This window comes from Pseudomonas sp. P4_C4 (genome assembly GCF_056402055.1).
Map to the genome: position 1 here is coordinate 24890 of NZ_JBFUID010000041.1, position 22870 is coordinate 47759.

Annotated in this window: 24 protein-coding genes, 4 tRNA genes and 1 pseudogene; 5 read left to right on the forward strand and 24 right to left on the reverse strand. The window is 60.6% G+C overall.

All coding sequences use genetic code 11. The annotated features are described in order from the left end of the window. Positions 1-5 precede the first annotated feature (5 nt). From clpP to AC1DXW_RS20630, 6 genes are all read right to left on the reverse strand, one after another. A complete protein-coding gene (clpP, locus tag AC1DXW_RS20605) occupies positions 6-641 on the reverse strand; it encodes an ATP-dependent Clp endopeptidase proteolytic subunit ClpP (protein ID WP_477754843.1) in 636 nt (211 codons plus the stop codon). A 93-nt stretch (positions 642-734) separates the two neighbouring features. Further along, positions 735-2045, reverse strand: coding sequence for a trigger factor (gene tig, locus AC1DXW_RS20610; protein WP_477754842.1), 1311 nt, complete (start codon positions 2043-2045; stop codon positions 735-737). Between the two features lie 386 nt (positions 2046-2431). Further along, a tRNA-His gene (locus tag AC1DXW_RS20615) sits at positions 2432-2507 on the reverse strand. A gap of 78 nt (positions 2508-2585) precedes the next feature. Further along, positions 2586-2670: transfer RNA gene (locus AC1DXW_RS20620), tRNA-Leu, on the reverse strand. Positions 2671-2726: 56 nt separating this feature from the next. Further along, positions 2727-2802, reverse strand: a tRNA-His gene (locus AC1DXW_RS20625). 32 nt (positions 2803-2834) lie between these two features. Continuing rightward, a tRNA-Arg gene (locus AC1DXW_RS20630) sits at positions 2835-2911 on the reverse strand. Positions 2912-3185: 274 nt separating this feature from the next. Between AC1DXW_RS20630 and folD the strand changes: the two genes are divergently transcribed. Continuing rightward, a complete protein-coding gene (gene folD, locus AC1DXW_RS20635) occupies positions 3186-4040 on the forward strand; it encodes a bifunctional methylenetetrahydrofolate dehydrogenase/methenyltetrahydrofolate cyclohydrolase FolD (protein ID WP_046043051.1) in 855 nt (284 codons plus the stop codon). 239 nt (positions 4041-4279) lie between these two features. Next, positions 4280-5218, forward strand: coding sequence for a D-alanyl-D-alanine endopeptidase (pbpG, locus tag AC1DXW_RS20640; RefSeq protein ID WP_477760384.1), 939 nt, complete (start codon positions 4280-4282; stop codon positions 5216-5218). 58 nt (positions 5219-5276) lie between these two features. Here pbpG and AC1DXW_RS20645 read toward each other — a convergent pair whose 3' ends face one another. The 3 genes from AC1DXW_RS20645 to AC1DXW_RS20655 form a co-directional block, all read right to left on the reverse strand. After that, entirely contained in the window at positions 5277-5492 is a 216-nt protein-coding gene (locus tag AC1DXW_RS20645; RefSeq protein ID WP_477754840.1) for a hypothetical protein, read from the reverse strand. A gap of 17 nt (positions 5493-5509) precedes the next feature. Next, a complete protein-coding gene (locus AC1DXW_RS20650) occupies positions 5510-5716 on the reverse strand; it encodes a DUF6021 family protein (RefSeq protein WP_477754839.1) in 207 nt (68 codons plus the stop codon). A 95-nt stretch (positions 5717-5811) separates the two neighbouring features. Then, positions 5812-6546, reverse strand: a complete 735-nt coding sequence (locus AC1DXW_RS20655; RefSeq protein ID WP_477754838.1) for a peptidase C39 family protein — start codon at positions 6544-6546, stop codon at positions 5812-5814. A gap of 179 nt (positions 6547-6725) precedes the next feature. On the opposite strand from AC1DXW_RS20655, the gene AC1DXW_RS20660 reads away from it, so the two are divergent. Next, positions 6726-6893 (forward strand): hypothetical protein, encoded by a 168-nt coding sequence (locus tag AC1DXW_RS20660; RefSeq protein ID WP_477754837.1) that lies wholly within the window; start codon positions 6726-6728, stop codon positions 6891-6893. 79 nt (positions 6894-6972) lie between these two features. Here AC1DXW_RS20660 and AC1DXW_RS20665 read toward each other — a convergent pair whose 3' ends face one another. Both AC1DXW_RS20665 and AC1DXW_RS20670 read right to left on the reverse strand, forming a co-directional pair. Continuing rightward, complete coding sequence (locus AC1DXW_RS20665; RefSeq protein ID WP_477754836.1) at positions 6973-7722, reverse strand: TerC family protein; 750 nt, start codon at positions 7720-7722, stop codon at positions 6973-6975. Positions 7723-7751: 29 nt separating this feature from the next. Continuing rightward, a complete protein-coding gene (locus AC1DXW_RS20670; protein WP_477754835.1) occupies positions 7752-7994 on the reverse strand; it encodes a hypothetical protein in 243 nt (80 codons plus the stop codon). Between the two features lie 238 nt (positions 7995-8232). Here AC1DXW_RS20670 and nhaR point away from each other — a divergent pair, with 238 nt between their 5' ends. Further along, a complete protein-coding gene (gene nhaR, locus AC1DXW_RS20675) occupies positions 8233-9132 on the forward strand; it encodes a transcriptional activator NhaR (protein WP_477754834.1) in 900 nt (299 codons plus the stop codon). Here the strand turns inward: nhaR and AC1DXW_RS20680 are convergent. After that, positions 9119-10279, reverse strand: a complete 1161-nt coding sequence (locus tag AC1DXW_RS20680) for an MFS transporter (RefSeq protein ID WP_477754833.1) — start codon at positions 10277-10279, stop codon at positions 9119-9121. The two genes, nhaR and AC1DXW_RS20680, sit on opposite strands and share 14 nt — an antisense overlap. A gap of 319 nt (positions 10280-10598) precedes the next feature. Here AC1DXW_RS20680 and sstT point away from each other — a divergent pair, with 319 nt between their 5' ends. Continuing rightward, positions 10599-11831, forward strand: coding sequence for a serine/threonine transporter SstT (gene sstT / locus AC1DXW_RS20685; protein ID WP_477754832.1), 1233 nt, complete (start codon positions 10599-10601; stop codon positions 11829-11831). 153 nt (positions 11832-11984) lie between these two features. On the opposite strand, the gene AC1DXW_RS20690 is transcribed toward sstT, so the two are convergent. The 12 genes and pseudogenes from AC1DXW_RS20690 to AC1DXW_RS20745 all read right to left on the reverse strand — a co-directional run. Then, complete coding sequence (locus AC1DXW_RS20690; RefSeq protein WP_223462336.1) at positions 11985-12494, reverse strand: DUF1993 domain-containing protein; 510 nt, start codon at positions 12492-12494, stop codon at positions 11985-11987. Between the two features lie 77 nt (positions 12495-12571). Next, entirely contained in the window at positions 12572-13447 is an 876-nt protein-coding gene (locus tag AC1DXW_RS20695) for an SDR family oxidoreductase (RefSeq protein ID WP_477756996.1), read from the reverse strand. 151 nt (positions 13448-13598) lie between these two features. Beyond that, positions 13599-14747 carry an acetyl-CoA C-acetyltransferase gene (locus AC1DXW_RS20700; RefSeq protein WP_477755467.1) on the reverse strand — a complete coding sequence of 383 codons (1149 nt, stop codon included), beginning with the start codon at positions 14745-14747 and terminating at the stop codon, positions 13599-13601. Positions 14748-14920: 173 nt separating this feature from the next. Beyond that, positions 14921-15976: an acyl-CoA dehydrogenase family protein gene (locus AC1DXW_RS20705; RefSeq protein WP_477755466.1), complete on the reverse strand. Its 1056-nt coding sequence runs from the start codon at positions 15974-15976 to the stop codon at positions 14921-14923. A 10-nt stretch (positions 15977-15986) separates the two neighbouring features. After that, complete coding sequence (locus AC1DXW_RS20710; protein ID WP_477755468.1) at positions 15987-17153, reverse strand: acyl-CoA dehydrogenase family protein; 1167 nt, start codon at positions 17151-17153, stop codon at positions 15987-15989. A 10-nt stretch (positions 17154-17163) separates the two neighbouring features. Beyond that, positions 17164-17919, reverse strand: coding sequence for an enoyl-CoA hydratase family protein (locus AC1DXW_RS20715; RefSeq protein ID WP_223458443.1), 756 nt, complete (start codon positions 17917-17919; stop codon positions 17164-17166). A 29-nt stretch (positions 17920-17948) separates the two neighbouring features. Beyond that, positions 17949-19016, reverse strand: a complete 1068-nt coding sequence (locus AC1DXW_RS20720) for an NAD(P)H-dependent flavin oxidoreductase (protein WP_477760385.1) — start codon at positions 19014-19016, stop codon at positions 17949-17951. A 2-nt stretch (positions 19017-19018) separates the two neighbouring features. After that, positions 19019-19891, reverse strand: coding sequence for an enoyl-CoA hydratase (locus tag AC1DXW_RS20725; protein WP_477755464.1), 873 nt, complete (start codon positions 19889-19891; stop codon positions 19019-19021). Between the two features lie 23 nt (positions 19892-19914). Beyond that, entirely contained in the window at positions 19915-20703 is a 789-nt protein-coding gene (locus AC1DXW_RS20730; protein ID WP_477755463.1) for a CoA-transferase subunit beta, read from the reverse strand. A gap of 12 nt (positions 20704-20715) precedes the next feature. Next, a complete protein-coding gene (locus AC1DXW_RS20735) occupies positions 20716-21597 on the reverse strand; it encodes a CoA transferase subunit A (protein WP_477760386.1) in 882 nt (293 codons plus the stop codon). 11 nt (positions 21598-21608) lie between these two features. Next, positions 21609-22499: a VOC family protein gene (locus tag AC1DXW_RS20740; protein WP_477755461.1), complete on the reverse strand. Its 891-nt coding sequence runs from the start codon at positions 22497-22499 to the stop codon at positions 21609-21611. Positions 22500-22758: 259 nt separating this feature from the next. After that, positions 22759-22866 (reverse strand): annotated as a pseudogene (locus tag AC1DXW_RS20745) (DUF6124 family protein); the annotation flags it as partial. Between the last annotated feature and the right edge of the window lie 4 nt (positions 22867-22870).

The following is a 22870-nucleotide window of genomic DNA, read 5'->3' on the forward strand; positions in this document are numbered from 1 at the left end:
TTATTTCAAGCAGGGCGCTGGGTGATCACTTCATCGATCAACCCGTACTCACGCGCGGCTTCTGCACTCATGAAATTGTCGCGATTGGTATCGCGCTCGATTTCTTCAAGAGTGCGCCCGCTATGCAGGGCCATCAGCGTGTTGAGACGCTCACGAATAAAGAGGATTTCCTTGGCATGGATTTCGATATCCGACGCCTGCCCCTGGAAACCGCCCAGTGGCTGGTGAATCATCACACGCGAGTTCGGCAGGCAGTAACGCTTGCCAGGGGCACCGGCCGTCAGCAGAAACGCGCCCATGCTGCACGCCTGACCGATACAGGTGGTCGCCACGTTGGGTTTGATGAACTGCATGGTGTCGTAGATCGACATGCCTGCCGTCACCGAACCGCCCGGGGAGTTGATATAGAGATGGATGTCCTTGTCCGGATTTTCCGCTTCAAGGAACAGCAGTTGCGCACAGATCAGGTTGGCCATGTAGTCCTCTACCGGGCCAACCAGAAAGATCACTCGCTCCTTGAGCAGCCGCGAGTAGATGTCGTAGGCGCGCTCGCCACGAGCGGACTGCTCGACAACCATCGGGACCAGACCGCCTGCGGCCTGGATATCAGAGTTCTGCTGAATATACGAATTACGGAACATGCTCTGCAGTCACTCCCAAATAGTTATGTCTTGAATACGCATAAGCCAGCACGAAGGCTGGCTTATGGTGTTTGCTTCTTACCGCAAAAGTGATCAGTCGGCTTGTGGTGCTTCTACCGGCTTGACCGCTTCTTCGTAAGAGACCGATTTGTCGGTCACGCTAGCTTTCTGCAGAACAGTATCCACAACTTGCTCTTCCAGCACAACCGAACGAACTTCGTTCAGTTGCTGGTCGTTTTTGTAGTACCAGGACACAACCTGCTCAGGCTCCTGGTAGGCCGAAGCCATTTCCTGAATCATCTCGCGAACGCGGGTTTCGTCAGGCTTCAGGTCGAATTGCTTGACCACTTCAGCCACGATCAGGCCCAGCACTACGCGGCGCTTGGCTTGTTCTTCGAACAGCTCGGCCGGCAGTTGGTCTGGCTTGATGTTGCCGCCGAACTGCTGGACAGCCTGCACGCGCAGACGGTCAACTTCGTTGGACAGCAGAGCCTTTGGCACTTCGATCGGGTTGGTGGCCAGCAGACCGTCCATTACCTGATTCTTGACCTTGGATTTGATCGCCTGACGCAGCTCGCGCTCCATGTTCTTGCGAACTTCGGCACGGAAGCCATCCAGACCGGTTTCCTTGATGCCGAATTGAGCGAAGAATTCTTCGGTCAGTTCTGGCAGCTTTGGCTCGGAAACGGTGTTGACGGTCACGGTGAACTCGGCGGTTTTGCCAGCCAGGTCCAGGTTCTGATAGTCCTCTGGGAAAGTCAGGTTCAGAACGCGTTCTTCACCGGCTTTAGCGCCAACCAGGCCATCTTCGAAACCAGGGATCATGCGGCCGGAACCCAGAACCAGCTGAGTACCCTTGGCGGAACCGCCAGCGAACACTTCACCGTCGACTTTGCCGACGAAATCAATGTTCAGCTGATCTTCGTTCTGGGCAGCGCGATCGGCCACTTCGAAACGGGTGTTCTGCTTGCGCAGGACTTCCAGCATTTTGTCCAGATCGGCATCAGCCACGTCAGCGCTCAGGCGCTCGACGGTGATACCTTCGAAACCGGCAACGGTGAACTCAGGGAACACTTCGAATACGGCAACGTATTCCAGGTCCTTGCCCGCTTCCAGGGACTTAGGCTCGATCGAAGGCTGGCCAGCCGGGTTCAGCTTCTGCTCAACCACCGCTTCGTAGAAGGAAGACTGGATCACGTCGCCTACAGCTTCCTGGCGAGCGTCGGCACCGAAACGGCGCTTGATTTCGCTCATTGGCACTTTGCCTGGACGGAAGCCAGCAATCTTGGCCTTTTGGGCGGTCTGCTGCAGACGCTTGTTGACCTGGCTCTCGATGCGCTCAGCCGGCACGGTGACGCTCATGCGGCGCTCAAGAGCAGTAGTATTTTCAACAGAAACTTGCATGGATATTCCTCGTTGCACAGACGTTAGCCGGCCGTTTCCGACCCCAGAATCAAGGGCATGCATTCTAGTGGGTCAAACTCAAGAAGTCACCCTACTGAAAACGGGTAAAAACGCAGCAGGCAATTTATAGGTGCGAATGCACGAATGCACCTCGCCCCGATGGCAAATACAACCAATCACGCCAGGGCTCTGCGCCAACCTTTCCATATATAGAGAAGGCAGCCAATCATCTCCCTGACAGCCGATCTCGCAAGCAAGGCCGGCGGGCAGGACTGCATCATCGAGAAACATAAATACGACGAAACGCCCCACCCCTGCGACCCGGAACCCGCGGCCGCTGAAACAAAAAAGGCGCCAGACTTTTCAATCTGGCGCCTTTCGAAATATGGGGTGGACGATGGGGATCGAACCCACGACAACGGGAGTCACAATCCCGTGCTCTACCAACTGAGCTACGCCCACCATATTGCCTGTTAAAGAAGTCAAACAAACTTCTTTATCAAGCTCCAGCCAGGCCAACAGCCTGAGTGAAGCTTTAATTGGTGCGGATGAAGAGACTCGAACTCTTACGCCTCGCGGCGCTGGAACCTAAATCCAGTGTGTCTACCAATTCCACCACATCCGCGGATGAAGTCTTTAAAGCAAAGGCGCCAGACTGTTAATCTGGCGCCTTTCGAAATATGGGGTGGACGATGGGGATCGAACCCACGACAACGGGAGTCACAATCCCGTGCTCTACCAACTGAGCTACGCCCACCATATCGCGTTACTTGTGCCAAAGCTGCCTAATGGCGCACCCGGCAGGACTCGAACCTGCGACCATCCGCTTAGAAGGCGGATGCTCTATCCAGCTGAGCTACGGGCGCCTTGTTAGCTGTACCCTTGGAGGACTACAAACTAAGTGCTTTCCAGTCTCGCAGAACCGTAATCCTGCTCAACCTTCTTAACCAGTGCTAGGCTGTGCCCGACAAGTGCGACGAATAGTATAGAGCCCCCCGAAGGTCGTCAAATCATTTTTAAAAAAAATTCATTTAATTAAAGGAGTTAGGGGAATTTGCAGACCAAGCGCCTTTGCCCTCACCGCATGACATGCGAGAATGCGTTCTCTTTTTTTCCCCTCTCGATGGTTAATCACGCGCAATGACTGCACAACTTATCGACGGCAAATCGATCGCCGCCAGCCTGCGCCAGCAGATCGCCCAACGTGTCACCGAGCGTCGCCAGCAAGGCCTGCGCACGCCCGGCCTTGCGGTGATCCTGGTCGGCAGCGATCCTGCCTCTCAGGTTTATGTCTCGCACAAGCGTAAAGACTGCGAAGAGGTCGGCTTTCTATCCCAAGCCTATGACCTGCCTTCCGAAACCACTCAAGAAGCGCTGACCGAGCTGATCGATCGCCTGAACGACGATCCTGCAATCGACGGCGTTCTGCTTCAGCTTCCGCTTCCCGAACACCTCGACGCCTCCAGACTGCTGGAGCGCATTCGTCCGGATAAAGACGTCGACGGTTTCCATCCTTATAACGTCGGTCGCTTGGCCCAGCGTATCCCTCTGCTGCGCCCATGCACTCCCAAAGGCATCATGACCCTGCTGGAAAGCACCGGTGTCGACCTTTACGGGATGGATGCCGTGGTTGTTGGCGCGTCCAATATCGTTGGCCGCCCGATGGCCATGGAATTGTTGCTGGCCGGTTGCACCGTGACGGTCACCCACCGTTTTACCAAGGACCTTGCCGGCCATGTCGGCCGTGCGGACCTGGTCGTCGTGGCCGCCGGCAAGCCGGGCCTGGTCAAGGGTGAATGGATCAAGGAAGGCGCGATCGTGATCGATGTCGGCATCAACCGTCAGGACGATGGCAAGCTGGTCGGTGACGTGATCTACGAAACCGCCCTGCCCCGCGCCGGCTGGATTACTCCAGTACCGGGCGGCGTAGGCCCGATGACTCGTGCCTGTCTGCTGGAGAACACCCTGTACGCTGCTGAAACCCTGCACAGCTGAGTTTCAACGCGGACGCTGACAGCGAGTCAAAGAACCCCGCCCCCGGCGGGGTTCTTTTTGCCTGCGAAAAAACCTCGACCGCCCGCCGGAAAATGACATTTTTTTTATGCTTCTCAGGACTTTCACCTGTTACTTGAACAACCATCGACAGTTATTCAGCCATACTCCAGAATGTCGCGCTTTTCAGGAAACAGCCCGTTACAAAACGGCTTATCAACACCCTTTATGAGTCTGCCAGCGTGAAAATCCGTCTTTCCATCCTGAGCCTATTTTTTGCAGTTACAGGGACTTTCCTCACGCCAATCGCCAGTGCTGACGAGACCACCGCAGCGCCGCGAGATACGAAGACACTCAAGCTCGCTTCCGGCAGCTCCTTGCTGCTGGACATGCAGACCAACAAAGTCATCTATGCCAGCAATCCTGACGTGGTAGTGCCGATCGCTTCCGTCAGCAAGTTGATGACTGGCCTGGTCGTGGTTGAATCCCGACAGAACATGGACGAATACATCGACGTCAACATCAGCGACACACCGGAAATGAAAGGCGTGTTCTCCCGGGTCAAACTCCGGAGCGAACTGCCGCGCCGGGAAATGCTGCTGATTGCCCTGATGTCCTCGGAAAACCGCGCCGCGGCGACTCTGGCGCACCACTATCCGGGCGGCTATGCCGCGTTCATTKCTGCAATGAACGCCAAGGCCCGGGCACTGGGCATGACCAACACGCATTTCGTCGAGCCGACCGGCCTCTCCCCGCGCAACGTATCGACCGCTCGCGACCTGAGCAAGCTGTTGATCGCCGCGCACAAGTACCCGCTTCTGACCGAGCTGAGCACGACCAAGGAAAAAACCGTCTCGTTCCGTAAACCCAGCTACAGCCTGGGCTTTCGCAACACCGACCATTTGGTCCGCAAGCCGGACTGGGACATCCAGCTGACGAAAACCGGTTTCACCAACGAAGCCGGTCACTGCCTGGTGCTGGTGACCCGAATGGGTAACCGCCCGGTGGCCTTGGTGATTCTTGACGCCTATGGCAAGTACACCCATTTTGCCGATGCCACGCGCATGCGTAATTGGGTAGAGAGCGGAAGGAGCGCGGACGTGCCTTCCGTAGCCTTGCAGTACAAGGCAGACAAGAACCTCAAGCATCGGCAGAGCGGCGTGGTTGAAGCGTCGAAGTAACCTTGCTGCAAACGCATGAAAAAGCCCCGAACATTCGGGGCTTTTTTTCGTCGCGAAGTTAGTCGTTAGGCAGTGGCATCTGGTCGTCATCCGGGATGCCGTCGCCGGTACTTGGATCTCTCCAACCCTTTGGTTTTTCAGTAGGCACCACCGTTGGCCGCGCCAATGGATCTCTCAACGGGCTGTCGGGATCCATCACCGGATCGGTGCTTTGCTCGGGGGTTGTGGGAACAGCCTCTGGACGCTTGTCGTCGAAACTGGAGTCGGTAGACATACGCACCTCCATTGGACCTAGGGTTTCAGATTTGCCAGTGGATCGTAGGGCTTGGCCGGGGCCTTGGGATTATCCCCCGGCTTCACATCCCTCGGTGCCTTGGCGGGCCCGATGGGGTCGACCTGTGGATCGGCAAGGTCCGGAGAATCGGGATCGAAGCCCAGCTCATTGCCAGACGAATGCTCAGACGAGTGCGGACCGACGGGCGTTGTGGAATGAGCCATGGGCGCCTCCTGATCTCGGCCCGGGATATTATTCCGGGCCCTTAAGGATCAGAGGCTGGCGACGGGCGAAGGTGCCCGGCGGGTGACCAACGGACTTACTGGCTGGCCAAGGCTTTTTTTGCCCTGGCGGCGGCCTGTTCCTGACCGGCCTGAGCCAGATCGCTGGCGGCCTTGAGCCAACGCTGCTGATCGACCTGGGCCGGGATTTGCGTCGGATTCTGGATCAGCACGGCCCAACCGCCGGCGTCCTTGAACGCCGACTCGAAGGAGCTGAAGCTCATCAGTTCGCGGTGATTCATCCCGGCCCGCAGCAGGACCGTCTGCTTCTGGCGGTTGTAGCCGGCCAGAATGGCGTATCGCGGTTCGGCCCACATGGCCGAGCCTTCAGTAAAGCGCACCATCACCGGATAACCGGCGGCGACTTGCGTCAACAAGGCCGGCAGGTTGCTGTCGAGGGGATAGACCACCATCCCGTACTCGCGGGCCAGGTTCTGCATGTTCTGTTGCAACTGGGCTTCGGCCCCCGGCAAATGCAAGGGTTTGTCGAGTAACCCCGGGGTAATCACGATGCCCTGCTGGGACAGCATGCTGGCCAGCACCTGCGGTCCGCTTTGATACGCATCGCCTCGGTAGAATCGGCCGCTGAGCTCGACACGCTCCGGCAAACGCTTGATCTCGGGCGCAACGCTACCGGCACAGCCCACCAGGCTTGCCACGCAACCAGCTATGAGCATGGTCGACAAAATTCGAGAAAATACCCGCACCATCATCTCTCTCTTGTTCAGGTTCAGACGCCAGGCAATCCCATTCCCGGCTTGGCCGTCGATCATAGGGCGCCGCGCCGCTACGGTATAGCTCTAAACGGTAGTCGCGTGCATTCGATAGAGCGAACTGGTTGGTGACTGCCGACTTTCGCTCAATAGCCTGAAATACAGCAACGGCTAGACTGTTCCCTGAAGGGACGACAGCGAAGCGCGTGTGCCCACAGCAGGGCAAAGAGGAGGCAAAGATGAGCCTGACCATGATCATTGTGATGTTGATTGGCGGTTGGCTGGCGGTAGCCGCCGCCATGCTGTGGGGCGTGCTGCGCATTACTCGCCGCCACCATCACCCTGTTCAGCCAGCACCTGCACCGCAAGCGGACAAAACGCGGAGCCAACACGCCAACGCTCACTGACAAACACCTTTACCCGACACCAACAAAAACGGCCGCCTGCACTCCTTGGAGTTCAGGCGGCCGCTTCTTTCAGCGACGGTCAGGCTTCAGTGGCTACGCGCTTCTGCCTGGCCCGGCGGGACATCATGTTCAACGCCTCGATCGAAGCCGAGAATGCCATGGCCGCATAGACGTAGCCTTTCGGTACATGGGCGCCAAAGCCTTCGGCGATCAGCGTCATGCCGATCATGATCAGGAAGCCCAGGGCCAGCATCACCACCGTCGGGTTGTCGTTAATGAACTTGGCCAGCGGATCCGCCGCCAGCAACATCACCAAGACCGACACCACCACCGCGATGACCATGATCGGCAAATGCTCGGTCATGCCGACAGCGGTAATGATGCTGTCGATGGAGAACACCATGTCCAGCATCAGGATCTGACCGATCGCGGCAGCGAAACCCAGGGTCACGGTCGAGGTCGCCGACTTCGGATCTTCCGGTGCCGGGTCCATGCTGTGATGGATCTCGGTGGTTGCCTTCCACAACAGGAACAGGCCACCGGCAATCAGGATCATGTCTTTCCAGGAAAACGCGTGGCCGAGAATCTCGATCACCGGCGCAGTCAACTGCACGATGAACGCGATGGTGCTCAGCAAGCCCAGGCGCAGGATCAATGCCATGCCGATACCGATGCGTCGTGCCCGCTGTCGATTGTGCAAGGGCAGCTTGTTGGTCAGGATCGAGATGAAGATCAGGTTATCGATGCCAAGCACGATCTCCATCACAATCAGGGTGGCAAGGGCGACCCAGGCGGTGGGGCTGGCGGCAAGTTGTAAAAGGTAGTCCATGGGTCAGTCCTGACTCGTTGTAATACGGTTTAGATTTCCTGGGAGGAAGATTCGGTTTTTTCCGATTCTTTTTCCGATGATTCTTTTTTTCTGATCAACCCGCTGGTGGCGTCACTGAGTGCTTGCTCGGCAGCCTTGTGGGTATCGTCAATCGCCTGTTTGGCGCTTTCGGCAGCCTTGCCCATCAACTGTTGCGCGCTTTTCTCGGCCTGGTCGCAACCGGCCAGTACCAGTAAAGACGTGATCAACAGTGCCGTGGTTTTCAGCTTCATGATGCTTCCCTCGTTAGAACAAACGGGACCTGAACAATGGCCCGTTGATAGCGATGCATTCTAGGGAAGTGAATACTTCAGGAAAATTCGTATTTTTGCCATGCATACTTCGGTTTTTACGAATGTATGAGCTGCCGAAGGCTGCGATCTTTTGATGTTGATTTTCTCGGGCGATTGAAAGATCGCAGCCTCGTTTCACTCGACAGCTCCTACACAGCTCCTACAGAGGGCCATACATATGTTGAATTATCGGCAATTGCATTACTTCTGGGTGGTGGCCAAGACCGGCAGCATCGTGCGCGCCTGCGAGCAACTGAACCTCACGCCACAAACCATCAGCGGGCAGATTTCATTGCTGGAACAGACCTTTGGCATCGAATTGTTTCGGCGCGTTGGGCGGCAACTCGAACTGACCGAGGCCGGCCGCCAGGCCCTGCCCTACGCCGAACAAATGTTTCAGCTGGGCGGCGAACTGGAACTGATGCTGCGGGCACAACCCAATGAACAGCAGATCCTGTTTCGCGTCGGTGTGGCCGACGTGGTGCCCAAATCCATCGTCTATCGCCTGATCGCACCGACCATGGAGCTGAGCGAACCGCTGCGCATCACGTGCCGCGAAGACAAGCTTGAACGTTTGTTGGCAGACCTGGCGATCCAGCGCCTGGACCTGGTGATCTCCGACAGCCCGATGCCGTCGCACCTGGACATCAAGGGCTACAGCCAGAAACTCGGTGAGTGCGGGATCAGCTTTTTCGCCACCCCGGAGCTGGCGGCACGTTACGGTCAGGACTTCCCGCGCAATCTGCACGGTGCTCCTCTGCTGATTCCCGGGCCGGAAACCGTGGTGCGTAGCCGTTTGCAACGCTGGTTCGCCGAGCAGCAGATCCAGCCGAAAATTGTCGGCGAGTTCGACGACAGCGCCCTGATGCAAGCCTTCGGCCAATCCGGCAGCGGGATCTTCATCGGCCCGAGCGTGATTGCCGATGAAGTGCAACGCCAATATGGCGTGGAAGTGATCGGCCAGACCGACGCGGTGAGCGAGTCGTTCTATGCCATCTCAGTGGAGCGCAAGGTCAGGCACCCCGGCATTGTCGCCATTACCGAAGGTGCCCGACGCGAGCTGTTTACAGCGCTGTAACCACTTCGCGCGGCTTGAAGGTCATCAGCGCTATCGCAAGCAGGATCGAGGCGAGGATGAACGCCGCCGCGGCGAAGCCAAGGCCTTGCAGACCGACACTGTCGATCACCCGACCACCGATCATCGCGCCCAGACCGATACCGAGGTTGGCCCCGGCGATGTTCAGCGACGCGGCGAAGGCCGGCGCTTCGGGCGCGGCTTTCATCAGGCGCACATGGCTGACCAGGAACAACGCCGCCTGGGTCACGCCCCAGATGCCCATCGCCGCCGCCAGACCGAGCGGCGAATGAATGTTCGGCACCAGCGCCACCAGGCCGGCGATCATGAACGCGCAGAACATCATCGACGCCATCAGCGGATGACGATCCACCGCCCGGCCGCCCAGGGAGTTGCCGATCAACCCGACCGCACCGAAGCCCATCAGGCACCAGCCAACCACGGTGCCGTTGAAGCCGGCCAGACGTTCGAGGATGTCAGCCAGGTAGGTGTAGGCGGTGAACATACCGCTGAACACAATCACAGACAGCAGCACGTGACCGAGCATCAGCGGGCTGCGCAGGATCTTGAACTGCGAGCGGAAGCTCACCTGATGCTGGTGCAGGTTGGTCTTGGGCAGATAGATAAACAGCAGCAACGCCTTGGCAAAGGCGATGACCGCCAGAATCGCGAAGGCACTGCGCCAGCCGAACGCATCGGAAATCAGCGTGCCCACGGGAATGCCGAACACCGTTGCGCAGACGATACCGAAGCCGATCTTGGCGATGGCGCGACCGGCGTAATCCGGCCCGACGATGTCCACCGCCGTTTCACTGGCCAGCGCCCAGAACACCGGCAGCCCCAGCGCCGGGATCAACCGGGCAAACGCCATCACCCAGATATTCGGCGCCAGCGCCGCCAGCGTGTTGGCCAGGCCAAACATGATCAACACCGAGATAAACAGCTTGCGCCGTTCGAAGCGGGCGAAGTACGCCGTCAGGAACGGCCCGAACGCGGCCACGGTGAAGGCGAACAAAGTCACCAGCAAACCCGCTTGCGGGATGCTGACGTCAAGGTCCCGGGCGATCGCCGGCAACAGGCCAACGATGATGAATTCCGTGGTCAGCACCGTAAAACCGGCTGCAGACAACAGAAGAATGGGCAACAGCATGCAGAACTCCAGAAAAAACGACGACACCAGCGATAGCCCGGAGGCCCACTGGCAGACATGAAAATGAGGATGGCGAATCTTAACAGAGTGTTTCCGAACGCGGTTGCACGAACCTGCCTATCTCGTTGAATGCCATGGTGGCAGTTCGTCACAGGTCTGAAAGATCGCTCCTACGCTGTGATAAAGTCCGCGCCCTGAAAAACGTACACCCTGTGTTCATCGGCCATTTTTGGCGTCGATGTCGCGCTCCTCTTCGGTTTCCTGCGGGCTGCACGTGCGGTGAAACCTTGCACTTATAAAAAATCAGAGATGCCGTTTTATGACTGCTTCATCCCCTTCTCTATTGCACCGCCTCAAACGCCTTAGCCTGGTCACGCAGATCGTGATCGGCCTGATCGCCGGTATTGCCCTGGCGCTGTTTGCCCCCGACATGGCGAAGTCCACGGCGTTCATCGGCAAAGTGTTTGTCTCGGCACTGAAAGCCGTCGCGCCGATTCTGGTGTTCGTACTGGTCATGGCGTCGATTGCCAACCACAAGCACGGTCAGGAAACCCATATCCGGCCGATTCTGTTCCTGTATCTGCTGGGCACTTTCGCCGCGGCCGTGGTCGCGGTGGTTGCCAGCATGACGTTCCCGTCGAGCCTGGTGCTGTCGACCCAGGACGTCGCGGTCACAGCGCCAGGCGGGATTGGCGAGGTGTTGCAAAGCCTGTTGCTGAGCGTGGTCGATAATCCGGTCAGCGCCCTGATGAACGCCAATTTCATCGGCATTCTGGCGTGGGCCATCGGCATGGGCATCGCCATTCGTCATGCCGGCGACACTACTCGTGAAGTGCTGGGTGACCTGTCCAATGGCGTGACGGTGATTGTGCGCCTGGTGATCAGCTTCGCCCCGCTGGGCATCTTCGGCCTGGTGGCTTCGACCCTGGCCACTTCCGGTTTCGGCGCCTTGATCGGCTACGCCCACCTGCTGGCCGTACTGCTGGGCTGCATGCTGTTCGTGGCGCTGGTGATGAACCCGCTCATCGTGTTCTGGAAACTGCATCGCAACCCGTACCCGCTGGTCCTGACCTGCCTGCGCGAGAGCGGCATCACCGCGTTCTTCACCCGCAGTTCGGCGGCGAACATTCCGGTCAACCTGGAATTGAGCAAGCGTCTGGGCCTGCACGAAGACACCTACTCGGTATCGATCCCGCTGGGTGCGACCATCAACATGGCCGGCGCGGCGATCACCATCACCGTGCTGACCCTGGCGGCGGTGCACACGCTGGGCATCGCCGTGGACATTCCCACCGCGATCCTGCTGAGCGTCGTCGCAGCCATCTGCGCCTGCGGCGCTTCGGGTGTGGCGGGTGGTTCGCTGTTGCTGATTCCGCTGGCATGCAGCCTGTTCGGAATCCCGAGCGAAATCGCCATGCAGGTGGTGGCGGTCGGTTTCATCATCGGCGTATTGCAGGACTCGGCGGAAACCGCGCTGAACTCGTCCACCGATGTGCTGTTCACCGCGGCGGCTTGCCTGGGTGAAGAGGCAAAAACAGAACGCCTGGCCTGATACCGAAAAAGATCAAAAGATCGCAGCCTGCGGCAGCTCCTACTTTGGAATGCGTGCACCTGTAGGAGCTGCCGCAGGCTGCGATCTTTTGATTCACCAATGAAAAGCCCGCCAAGGCGCAAACCTTGGCGGGCTTTTTTGTACCTGGACGGTTTAGAACGCGCCCATGTAGTCACGCTTGCCCACTTCCACGCCGTTGTGGCGCAGCAGTGCGTAAGTGGTGGTGACGTGGAAGAAGAACTGCGGCAGGCCGTAGGTCAGCAGGTAGGACTGGCCGCTGAAGCGCTTCTCTTTAGGCGTGCCCGGACGGGTCACGATCTCGATGCCTTCCTTGCCGTTGATCTGCGCAGGCGTAATGCTGCCGATGAAGGCCAGAGCCTTGGCGATCAACGCTTGCAGTTCGGCGAAGGTGGTTTCAGTGTCGTCGTACTTCGGCAATTCAACTTCGGCCAGGCGACCGGTAACGCCCTTGCTGAAATCAACGGCGATCTGCACCTGACGCACCAGCGGGAACATGTCCGGGAACAGGCGCGCCTGCAGGAAGGCGTTAGGGTCGATGTTTTTCTCGGTGGCGTGAGCCTCGGCCTTTTTCAGTACATCACTCAGGGCGTTGAGCATTTGCTGGAAAACAGGCACGGAAGCGTCGTACAGGGAAATGGTCATGACAGGTCTCGTGTGGTGACTGGAGGGAAACGTCGGCCGATTATAGCCGCGCGCCGCCCTCCCGAGACCGGTCTTTTTCAGCTGCCGTACACTTTGGCCGCCGGAACGGCCTGAGCCACCAGCTGTGCGACGGCATCGCCCATCTCGCCGACTGCCCAGCGGCCCTCGCGATCCAGTTGCGGACCACGGCGCCAGCCGTCGGCGATCGACAACTTGCCGCCCTCGACTTCAAACATCTGCCCGGTCACCTCGGCGGAAGCCTCGGAACCGAGCCACACCACCAGCGGCGCGACGTTTTCCGGGGAAAAGTAATCGAAGCCCTCTTCAGGCTTTTTCATGGTGTCGGCGAACACTTGCTCGGTCATACCAGTGCGCGCGGCCGGCGCCAGGGCGTTGGCGGTGATCCCGTAGCGGCCCAGTTCAGCGGCCTGTACCAGGGTCAGCGAGGCAATACCGCCCTTGGCCGCCGCGTAGTTGGACTGGCCAATGGAGCCCTGCAAACCGGCGCCGGAACTAGTGTTGATGATCCGCGCATCGACCTTGGCGCCGCCCTTGACCTGCTCACGCCAGTACTTCACGGCGTGGCTGGAAATGCAGAAGTGGCCCTTCAGGTGCACGGCTACCACAGCGTCCCAGTCGGCTTCGCTGAGGCTGGCGAACATGCGGTCGCGGCAGATGCCGGCGTTGTTGACCACCACGTTCAGGTCGCCAAAGGTTTCGATGGCCTGGCGCACGATCAACCCCGCCGAGTCATATCGGGTGATGTCGTCGCTGTTGGCCACGGCGCTGCCGCCCTGGCCGAGGATTTCGCCGACCACGGCCAGCGCCGCTTCGCGGTTGATGTCGTTGACCAGCACTTTCGCGCCTTCAGCGGCGAAGGCCAGCGCGTAGGCCCGGCCCAGGCCACCGCCGGCACCGGTGATGATCACCACACGGTTTACACATATTTTCATGTTCTACATCCTTCAAATTCATCACTGGTCGACACAATCCCCTGTGGGAGCTGGCTTGCCTGCGATGCGGGCTCCGCGGTGTGTCATGTGCACCGTGGTGATCCCATCGCGGGCAAGCCACGCTCCCACAGGTTCAGTGGGCATCTTGAAATCACAAACGTTCGATGATCGTCACGTTGGCCTGCCCGCCGCCTTCGCACATGGTCTGCATGCCATAACGGCCGCCGCTGCGTTCCAGCTCATGGAGCAAGGTGCACATCAAGCGGGTGCCGGTGGCGCCCAATGGATGACCGAGGGCAATCGCGCCGCCGTTGACGTTGGTCTGCTCATGGGGATAGCCGGTCTCTTTCAACCAGGCCATGGCCACCGAAGCGAAGGCTTCGTTGATCTCCACCCGGTCGATGTCTTCGAGCTTCATGCCGGCACGCTTGAGCGCGTAAGCGGTGGCCGGGATCGGCGCGGTGAGCATCCAGATCGGGTCTTCGGCGCGCACGCTCAGGTGATGGATACGTGCCCGTGGCGTCAGGCCGTAACGCTTGAGCGCCGCCTCCGAGACGATCAGCATTGCGCTGGCCGCGTCACAGGTCTGACTCGATACCGCGGCAGTCACCCGGTCGCAGCCGAACAGGAACTCCAGCTCGGCCATTTTTTCCAGGCTGGTCTGGCGTGGGGTTTCGTCGTGCAGCACACCGGCCAGGGGCACGATCTCGCGGTTGAAGCGGCCTTGCTCGATGGCCTGCAAGGCTCGTCGATGGGACTCCAGCGAATAAGCTTCAAGCTGCGCCCGGGACAGGTCCCATTTCTCGGCGATCATCTGCGCCGAACGGAACTGCGTCGGGGTTTGCGCGCCGTAGCGCCGCACCCAGCCTTCGGAGCCGCTGAAAGGATCGGTGAAGCCCAAGGGCTCGGCAGCGATCATCGCCGAGGAAATCGGGATCTGGGTCATGGTCTGTACACCACCGGCGATGACCACATCCTGAGTGCCGCTCATCACCGCCTGGGCGGCGAAGTGCACCGCTTGCTGGGACGAACCGCACTGGCGATCGATGGTGGTGCCCGGCACCGATTGCGACAGGCCGGCCGCCAGCCAACTGGTGCGGGCGATGTCCCCGGCCAGCGGGCCGATGGTGTCGACACAGCCGAAGATCACGTCGTCGTAATCCTCGTCGGGAATGGCATTGCGCTCGACCAGCGCGCGCAATACGTGGGCGCCCAGGTCGGCGGCGTGGATCTGGCTCAGACCACCCTTGCGCCGCCCGGTGGGCGTGCGCAGGGCGTCGACAATATAAGCTTCAGGCATGGTCTACCTCGGTGAAAAAAAATAAAATCAGGCGCCGATAACCTGTGGGAGCGAGCTTGCTCCGGGCGGCGTTCCGACGATGAGGCCGGCACATCCAACATTGATGCCAGCTGATGCACCGCCATCGCGAGCAAGCTCGCTCCCACAGGGATGTAGTCACCCTTACTGACTGGTTAAAACGTACTGCCCGCACCCAGCGCAGGTGTGCCGTCGAACAGCGCCGCGCGAATCCGCCCCTTGTGATGGCTGCGATCGCCCCAGACCTTGTCCAGAGCCCAGGCGCGCTTCATGAACAGATGCAAGTCGACTTCCCAGGTGTAACCCATGGCGCCGTGGGCCTGGATGCTGTTCTTCGCCGCGAGCATGGCCGCTTCCGCCGTCGCCAGCTTGGCGTGGGACACCAGCACGTCCTGCCCCGGTAGCTGCTCGGCCAGCACATAAGCGGCGCGGTAGAGCGGGCCTTTGGCGAACTCGATCTGCACCGCGACATTGGCCATCAAGTGCTTGACCGCCTGGAACGAGCCGACCGGCTTGCCGAACTGTTTGCGCTCGAAGGTGTAGTCCACCGCCAGGTCGACCATGCGTTTGGCCAGCCCCAGCAATTGCGCGGCACTGGCGAGGGCGCCACGGTTGAAGGTGGCTGTCCACAGGCGTCGGCCCTGCTCACCGCTGGCAACGCAGGTGGCGGGGGTTGGTGTCCACTCGACCTGGAACAGTTGACGGCTCGGGTCGACTGACTCGTTGCGGGTCAGACGCACGACGTCGCGCTCCAGCGCATGCACTTCGTCGCCATTGGCCAGCAACAGCAGATCGGCGACATGGGCATCGCTGACCAGCGGATTACCCGGTTCAGACACGGCAAGACGCGCACGGCCCTCGGCAACTCGTGACAACCATTTTTGTTTGAGTGGCGCGTGTTGCTGATCAAGGGCGGCAAGCAACGGCACGCCGAGCAACATAGTGTCCACCAGCGGTTCGGGCAGACCGGCGTAACCGCATTCCTGGGCAATCAGCACGAAATCCAGCTCCTTCATGCCCATGCCATCCTGTGCCTCGGGCACGGTCAGGGCGGTCAGGCCGAGTTCCACCAGTTGCGCCCAAAGTTGCTCACTGCGCCCGCTGTCGCTCTGCCACAGTTCGCGGATGCGTTCCGGGGTGACTTCGTTGATCAGGAAGCTGCGGACGTTGTCCTGAAACAGCAGTTGGTCGCGGCTGAAACTAAAGTCCATGGTCTATTCCTCAGGCACGCGGCATGCCGAGCATGCGTTCGGCAATGATGTTGCGCTGGATCTCGTTGGTGCCGGCGTAGATCGGCCCGGCCTGGGCAAACAGAAAACCTTCCAGCCAATGGCCGACGTCGCCGGCGGCCGGGGCTTGCGGCAGCAGCTCGCCACGCAATCCGAGAATGCTCATGGCGGTGTCGTGCATGCGCTGGTCGAGCTCCGACCAGAAGATCTTGTTGGTCGACGACTCCGACCCGATCTTGCCGCCCTGCACCAGTTTCGAGGCGGTCATGTAGGTGCTCAGGGTGTAGGCCTCGGCATCGAGCCAGGCGCGCATCACTGCATCAAAGATGGCCGGGTCGCGGTCGGCCTGCTCACGGTTGGCCAGGTACAACTGCACCAGACGCTTGGCGGTTTCCTGGAAGCGTGCCGGTGAACGCAGCAACAAACCGCGCTCGAACCCGGCGGTGGACATCGCCACGTGCCAGCCCATGCCTTCGCCGCCGAGGGCGTTTTCCACCGGCACCTTGACGTCATCGAAGAAGATCTCGGCAAAGCCCGGCAAACCGTTGAGCTGAGGAATCGGCCGCACGGTGATGCCCGGCGTATCCAGCGGCAGCAGGATGAAGGTCAGCCCGTGATGACGCTGGGACTGCGAGTCGGTACGGAAAATACCGAACGCCCAATCGGCCCACACCGCGCGGGTCGACCAGGTTTTCTGGCCATTGATCACGTAGTGGTCGCCCACCCGTTCAGCCTTGGAACGGATCGCCGCCATGTCGGAACCGGCGCCCGGCTCCGACCAAGCCTGGGCCCAGATGTCTTCGCCAGTGGCCATGCGCGGCAGAAACCGTGCCTTTTGTTCTTCGCTACCGTATTCCATCAGGGTCGGGCCGAGCAGGAAGATGCCGTTCTGGTTGACCCGTGCCGGCGCCCCGGAACGGTAGTATTCCTCTTCGAAAATCAACCACTCGATCAGGTCGCAGCCGCGTCCGCCGAGTTCGGTCGGCCAGGTGACCATGCCCCAACGGCCTTCATTGAGCTTGGCTTCCCAGGCCCGGTGCTGGGCAAAGCCAGGCTCGGTGTCGAACGATTGCAGCGGTTCACTCGGTACATTGGCCGCCAGCCAGGTCCGTGCCTCGGCACGAAAGGCCTGCTGGGCCGGGGTATAGGTCAGGTCCATGGATATGCCTTCAGCCGTTGAATCGGGCATCGCGTTTCTCGACGAACGAGTCGCGTGCTTCCTGAGAGTCCAGTGAGCGGTAGGCTTCGAGGGTGAAGCCCTGCTCCCAGCGGTATTTGTCTTCCAGATTGCCGTCTTCGATACCGCTCAGCGCTTCCTTGGCAAGGCTGATCATGCCGGGGCTCTTGGCGGCGATGGTGCGGGCGATCTGCAACGCGGCTTCGCGCAAGTCTTCGCGCTTGACCACCCGCTCCACCGCGCCCAGGCGGTACGCCTCGGCGGCGTCGATGGCCTCGCCGGTGAAGTACATGTGGCGGACTTTCTGCACCGGGAACAAACGCTGCAAATGCGCACCGCCGCCCATGGCGCCGCGATCCACTTCAGGCACGCCGAAGGTGGCGCACTCGGACGCGACAATGATGTCGGCGGCGCCGCAAATGCCGATGCCGCCACCCAGCACAAAGCCGTGCACGGCCACGATTACCGGTTTCGGGTTGCGGTGAATGGCCTTGAAGCTGTCGTAGTTGCCCTTGTTCACCGCGACGATCAGGTTGCCGTCGGCGGCCAGTTCCTTGATATCGACCCCAGCGCAGAAGCCGCGACCTTCGGCACGGATCACGATCACCCGCACGTCGCTGTTGCGGCCCAGGCCCTCGATCTCGCTGGCGATATCGGCCCAGCCCTGGCAGTTGAAGGCGTTGACCGGTGGTCGGTTGAAGACCAGTTCGGCAATGCCGTGTTCGATGCTGACGCTAAATGGTTTCATGGTTTCCTTCCTTCACAATGCATGGCCCCTTACGACACACGGCGGCACAGCTCGCCCAGGCGCGCTTCGGCGTCGCGGACGATCTGTTCAATCAATTGGGCGCAGCTGGGCAAGCTGTCGATGGATGCGGCGATCTGTCCGGCAGGCAACACACCGGCAGCCGGTTGCCCGTCGACCATGGCTTTCTGGATCACCATCGGCGCGTTGGCGGCCATGATGCTTTGCGCGGCGGTCAACTCTCCGGCACCGCGCATCTTCAAGGCGCTGCTGAGCAATTGGGTCAGGCTCATGCCCGTATGGCGGCGGTAGGCCAGGCCACTCTGCAATGCCAGCAACAGGCGCTTGAGGCCGCCGCTGTTTTCCAGCTGGTTGAGCAATTCGTTGCGGATCATCCGTTGCGGCATGCCGTCGATAGCGCGGCTGATGATGATCGCCGCCGGGTCCTTGACCGCGAGGTAACGGGCCAGGGTCGCCTGGGGCACCGGGCTGTCGGCGCACATCAGGAAACGCGTGCCCATGGCGATGCCTTCGGCGCCGTAGGCCAGGGCCGAAACAAGCCCCTTGCCGTCCTTGAAGCCGCCGGCCGCCACCACGGGTACCGACACCGCGTTAACCACCTGATCAAGCAGCATCGAGGTCGGTACGGAACCGGTGTGTCCCCCGCCCTCGCCGCCCTGTACGGTCACCGCATCGGCGCCCATTTCCACGGCTTTCTGCGCATGCTTGAGCGCGCCGACGGTGGGAATGCACACCACCCCGGCGTCCTTCAGGCGGCTGATCATTTGCTTGCCCGGCGAACGGCTGTAGCTGACCGCCCGGACTTTGTGGCGCAACACCAGCTCGACGATCTCGCCGGCATTGGCCTGGTACATATGGAAATTCACCCCGAACGGCTGATCGGTCAGGCGCCGGGTTTCGATAATCGCCGCTTCCATCTGCTGCGGTTCGATGGTCGCCCCGGCAAGAAAACCGAAACCACCGGCATTGCCCGTGGCCGCCACCAGTTTCGGGTCGGCGACCCAGCCCATGGCGGTCTGGATGATCGGATAACGACAACCGAGCAGTTGTGTTAAACGGGTATTCAACGAGATCGCCATGCTCACGCCTCGCCCGTTTTGCGCTGGGAACTGGCCATGGCCTTGGCGTCGTAGCCGCCGAGGCGGTCGCCGGACACCAGTTCATTGTGGGCATGGGCGAAGTGATGCAGGCCGAACACCATGTCCATGGTTGCGCGCTTGCCCATCAGGTCTTCGGCGTTGTTCACCGCTTGCTTGCTCAGCTGCAGGCCCAGGCGCGGCATCTGCGCGATGCGCCCGGCGATGTCGAGGGTTTGTTGCTCCAGTTCGTCGCGAGCAACCACCCGATTGAGCATCCCCATCTGATAGGCACGCGGTGCCGGCATGCGCTCGCCGAGGAACAGGAACTCCTTGGCGATGCGCGGATTGAGCTCATGCACGTGGGCGAAATACTCAACCCCGGGAATGCCCATGCGCACCACCGGATCGGCGAAGTAGGCATCCTCACTGGCGACGATCAGGTCGCAGACCCAGGCCAGCATCAAGCCACCGGCGATGCACGCGCCCTGGACCATGGCGATGGTCGGCTTGGGCATTTCGCGCCAACGGCGGCACATGCCCAGATAGACTTCCTGCTCGCGGGCATAGAGAAACTCGCCACCCGGTTTGTTCACATGGTCGTACCACAGGCTGGCGCGATCGAAAGTCTTGTCGACGTCGCGGCCCGGGGTGCCGATGTCGTGCCCGGCGGAGAAATGCTTGCCGGCGCCACGCAGCACAATGACCTTCACGTCATCGTCATCGCAGGCCCGGCGAAACGCCGCGTCCAGCGCATAGGTCATCTGCGAGTTCTGTGCGTTGTGGTACTCGGGGCGGTTCATGGTGACCAGGGCCACCGCGCCACGCACCTCGTACAGCACCACCTCGGCCTGATTGTTATCGTTATGTTCAGCCATCACTTTTCTCCGCAACGCGTTGCTCAGCGTTGGCCTGGCGGGTTGTCTTTGAGTTGCAGGGCGCGCAGGTTGTGCGGGTCCAGACGCTGGATCAGCTGCAACTGCTCGACCGTCGGTGCGGCGGTGGTCGGGCAGTCATCCGGCACGTGCAACTCGAAGCCGGTGTTGTCCTGGACTTGCGCCGCCGTCACGCCGGGGTGCAGCGAACGGATGCGCATCTGCCGCTGCGGGCCCTGGAAGTCCAGGACGCAGAGGTCGGTGATGATCAGTCGGATGTCGATGTCATCCAGCGACCAGCCCCGGGCCAGGCGCGCCGGGTTGTAGCCCACCGAGGCGACCATATCGACCTCGCCTTCGACGAACACCCGACGGTTATGGCTCGGCACGCAGAACGAGTTGGCGTGGCTGATCGAGTTACCGGGGAAACCGCGCACACCGAGCATCTGCGCCTTGGGTTTGGCGTAGTCGCCGATGCAGGAAATGTTCGCCTGACCGTAACGGTCGATCTGGGTCGGGCCGACCAGGGCATGGCGCTTGCCGCCCCAGACGTTGTCGAAAATCCGCGAGAAACCCATCCAGCTGTCACGCTTGGGCTCGTAGCCTTTACGTGCGCCCAACGGCACCGGTTCGGCGACCATGTAGGCTTCGGAGTCGGTCATCAGCAGTTGCGGGTTGCTGGTCAGCATGGCCAGCGATGCCGCCAGACGCGGGATCACGCCGATGCCGCTGGCCAGAACTTCGCCGTCTTCGCGCCAGGCTTCGGAGGCCGCGCAGATCATCAGTTCGGCGAGGCTGTAAGTAGTAGTGCTCATCGGAAGGTTCCCTTAGAAAATCGGCAACGGCAGTTCACGGATCGCAGCCAGGCCGCCGACCTTTTCCAGATACTGTTCGTGGGTGCAGTCGACGTAGTCGCGCACGTAACCCTGCCAGCCGTCGGCCGCCTGGACCGTGGCGTTGTAGGCCTTGAAGTGCGCGACGTCGAAACCGTACAGCGGCGCGCACGAAGACGGATGCGCCCCGCCCGGTACGTGGGCCACGGCGGTGGTCAGGTTGCGTTCCCAGAACACTTGATGTGCGTGGGCGCTGTCCTGATGGAAATACTCGCTGTCGACCAGCTCATCGCAGGTCACGTAGCTGTGGGTCGCGGCCCGYACGAACAGGTCGTCCATGTAGTGATCCGGACCGCTGATCTGGCACACGCCACGTTTGTCGGCGCGGTCGACATGCACCAGCGCCGCGTCGAGCTTGAGCGCTGGCATGGCGACCCAGTCCTTGCCATCGGCATAGGGCGAGGCGATCAACTTGATCTGGCGGTTGTGGCGCAGCACATCGGTGCCCAGGCCCACCGCCGTCGGAATGAACGGCACATTCATCGCCGCCGCCCGCAGACCGAGCAGCAGCATGMCTTCGTCGATCTCCATCACTTCCAGCGCCGCTTCCTGGCGCGCCTTGCGGAAGTACGGCTCCAGCGGAATGAAGTCCAGGGAAACGAAGGAAAACACCAGTTTCTTGATCTTGCCGGCCGCGCAGAGCATGCCGACATCGGCGCCGCCGTAGGCGACCACGGTCAGGTCCTTGAGGTCCGAGCGCAGAATCTCGCGCACCAGCGCCATCGGCTTGCGGCGCGGGCCCCAGCCACCGATACCGATGGTCATGCCGTCACGCAGTTGGCCGACGATCTCGGCGGTGCTCATTTGCTTGTCCATCGTCTTGTTCCTCATTGGCGACCGACACTGAAGTCGTGGCCCCAGTGGCTGACCACGGTGCTTTCGAACGGCGTGTGGCGGTCCCAGTCGACCACCAGGCCATCGCAGCCGTATTCCAGGTCAAACCCGGACGGGGTCTTGATATAGAAAGAAATCATCTGGTCGTTAGTGTGCTGGCCGAGGGTGGCCGACAGCTTCACGCCGTTGGCGTGAACGCGGTCCAGGGCGCGGCCGACTTCGTCCAGCGCGCTGACCTCGACCATCATGTGCACGCAGCCATGGGGCATCGGGCATTCGAAAATCGCCAGCGAGTGGTGCCGGCCGTTGTTGCAGTGCAGGAAGTGAATACGCTTTTGCGGCTCGGCCGGGTCCGGGGTGAAGCGGACTTTCATCAGGTCCGACAGGCCAAAACCCATCACCTGCTCATAGAAGTCGCGGCAGCGCTCGAAAGCCGGAGCTGGTAGTACCACGTGGCCCATGCCCAGTTCGTTGGTGACAAAACCTTTGACGCCCACCGGCGAAACGAAACGGGCGAAATCCTGCAGCGGGCCCCAGAACAGTTCGTGGCGATTGCCATCCGGGTCGCTGAAGTGCACCAGTTCCTGGACCTTGCGCAGCTCCGCTTCGGCGGCGGTGCCACGGGTCACTTGCACGTCGGCCTGTTGCAGCTCGCTGACCGCCTGTTCCAGCGCCGCCTTGCCGGCCACTTCCCAGCCGCAGGCACCGAAGCCATTTTCGGCGCTGTTCAGCACCAGCACGCGGTAATGACGCTCGTCCATCTTCAGGTACAAAAGCTCATCGTCGCCGCTGACCATCATGCCCAACACCTGGCTCGCGTAGTGGCGCCACTGCGCCAGGTCGCTGGATAACAGGGTGACGTAACCCAGACCGCGGATATCCATGGATGCACTCCTCGTTTTTCTCAGGCGGTGCCGCCCTTCGGCGACTGCCGGGGGAGACTTTATGTAGGGCCTATTCAAACGGGTTCGGCGAGGGGCAACATCGTCCAATGGGACTAGCGGATTTGATGGGGTACGCACATCAAAAACTGTAGGAGTGAGCCTGCTCGCGATGGCGGTGTGTCAGGCAACATGGATGTTGAATGTCAGACCGCTATCGCCAGCAGGCTGGCTCCCACAGGGGTTCAGTGGTGTTGCGGGTTTATGCAGGTGGTTCGATTTGATCGAGCACGCGGTTCGCGGTGATTTCCGCGAGCATCACGCTATTGGAAATACCCAGCAGGGCATTGCGATCACCGCCCTCCAGATGACGG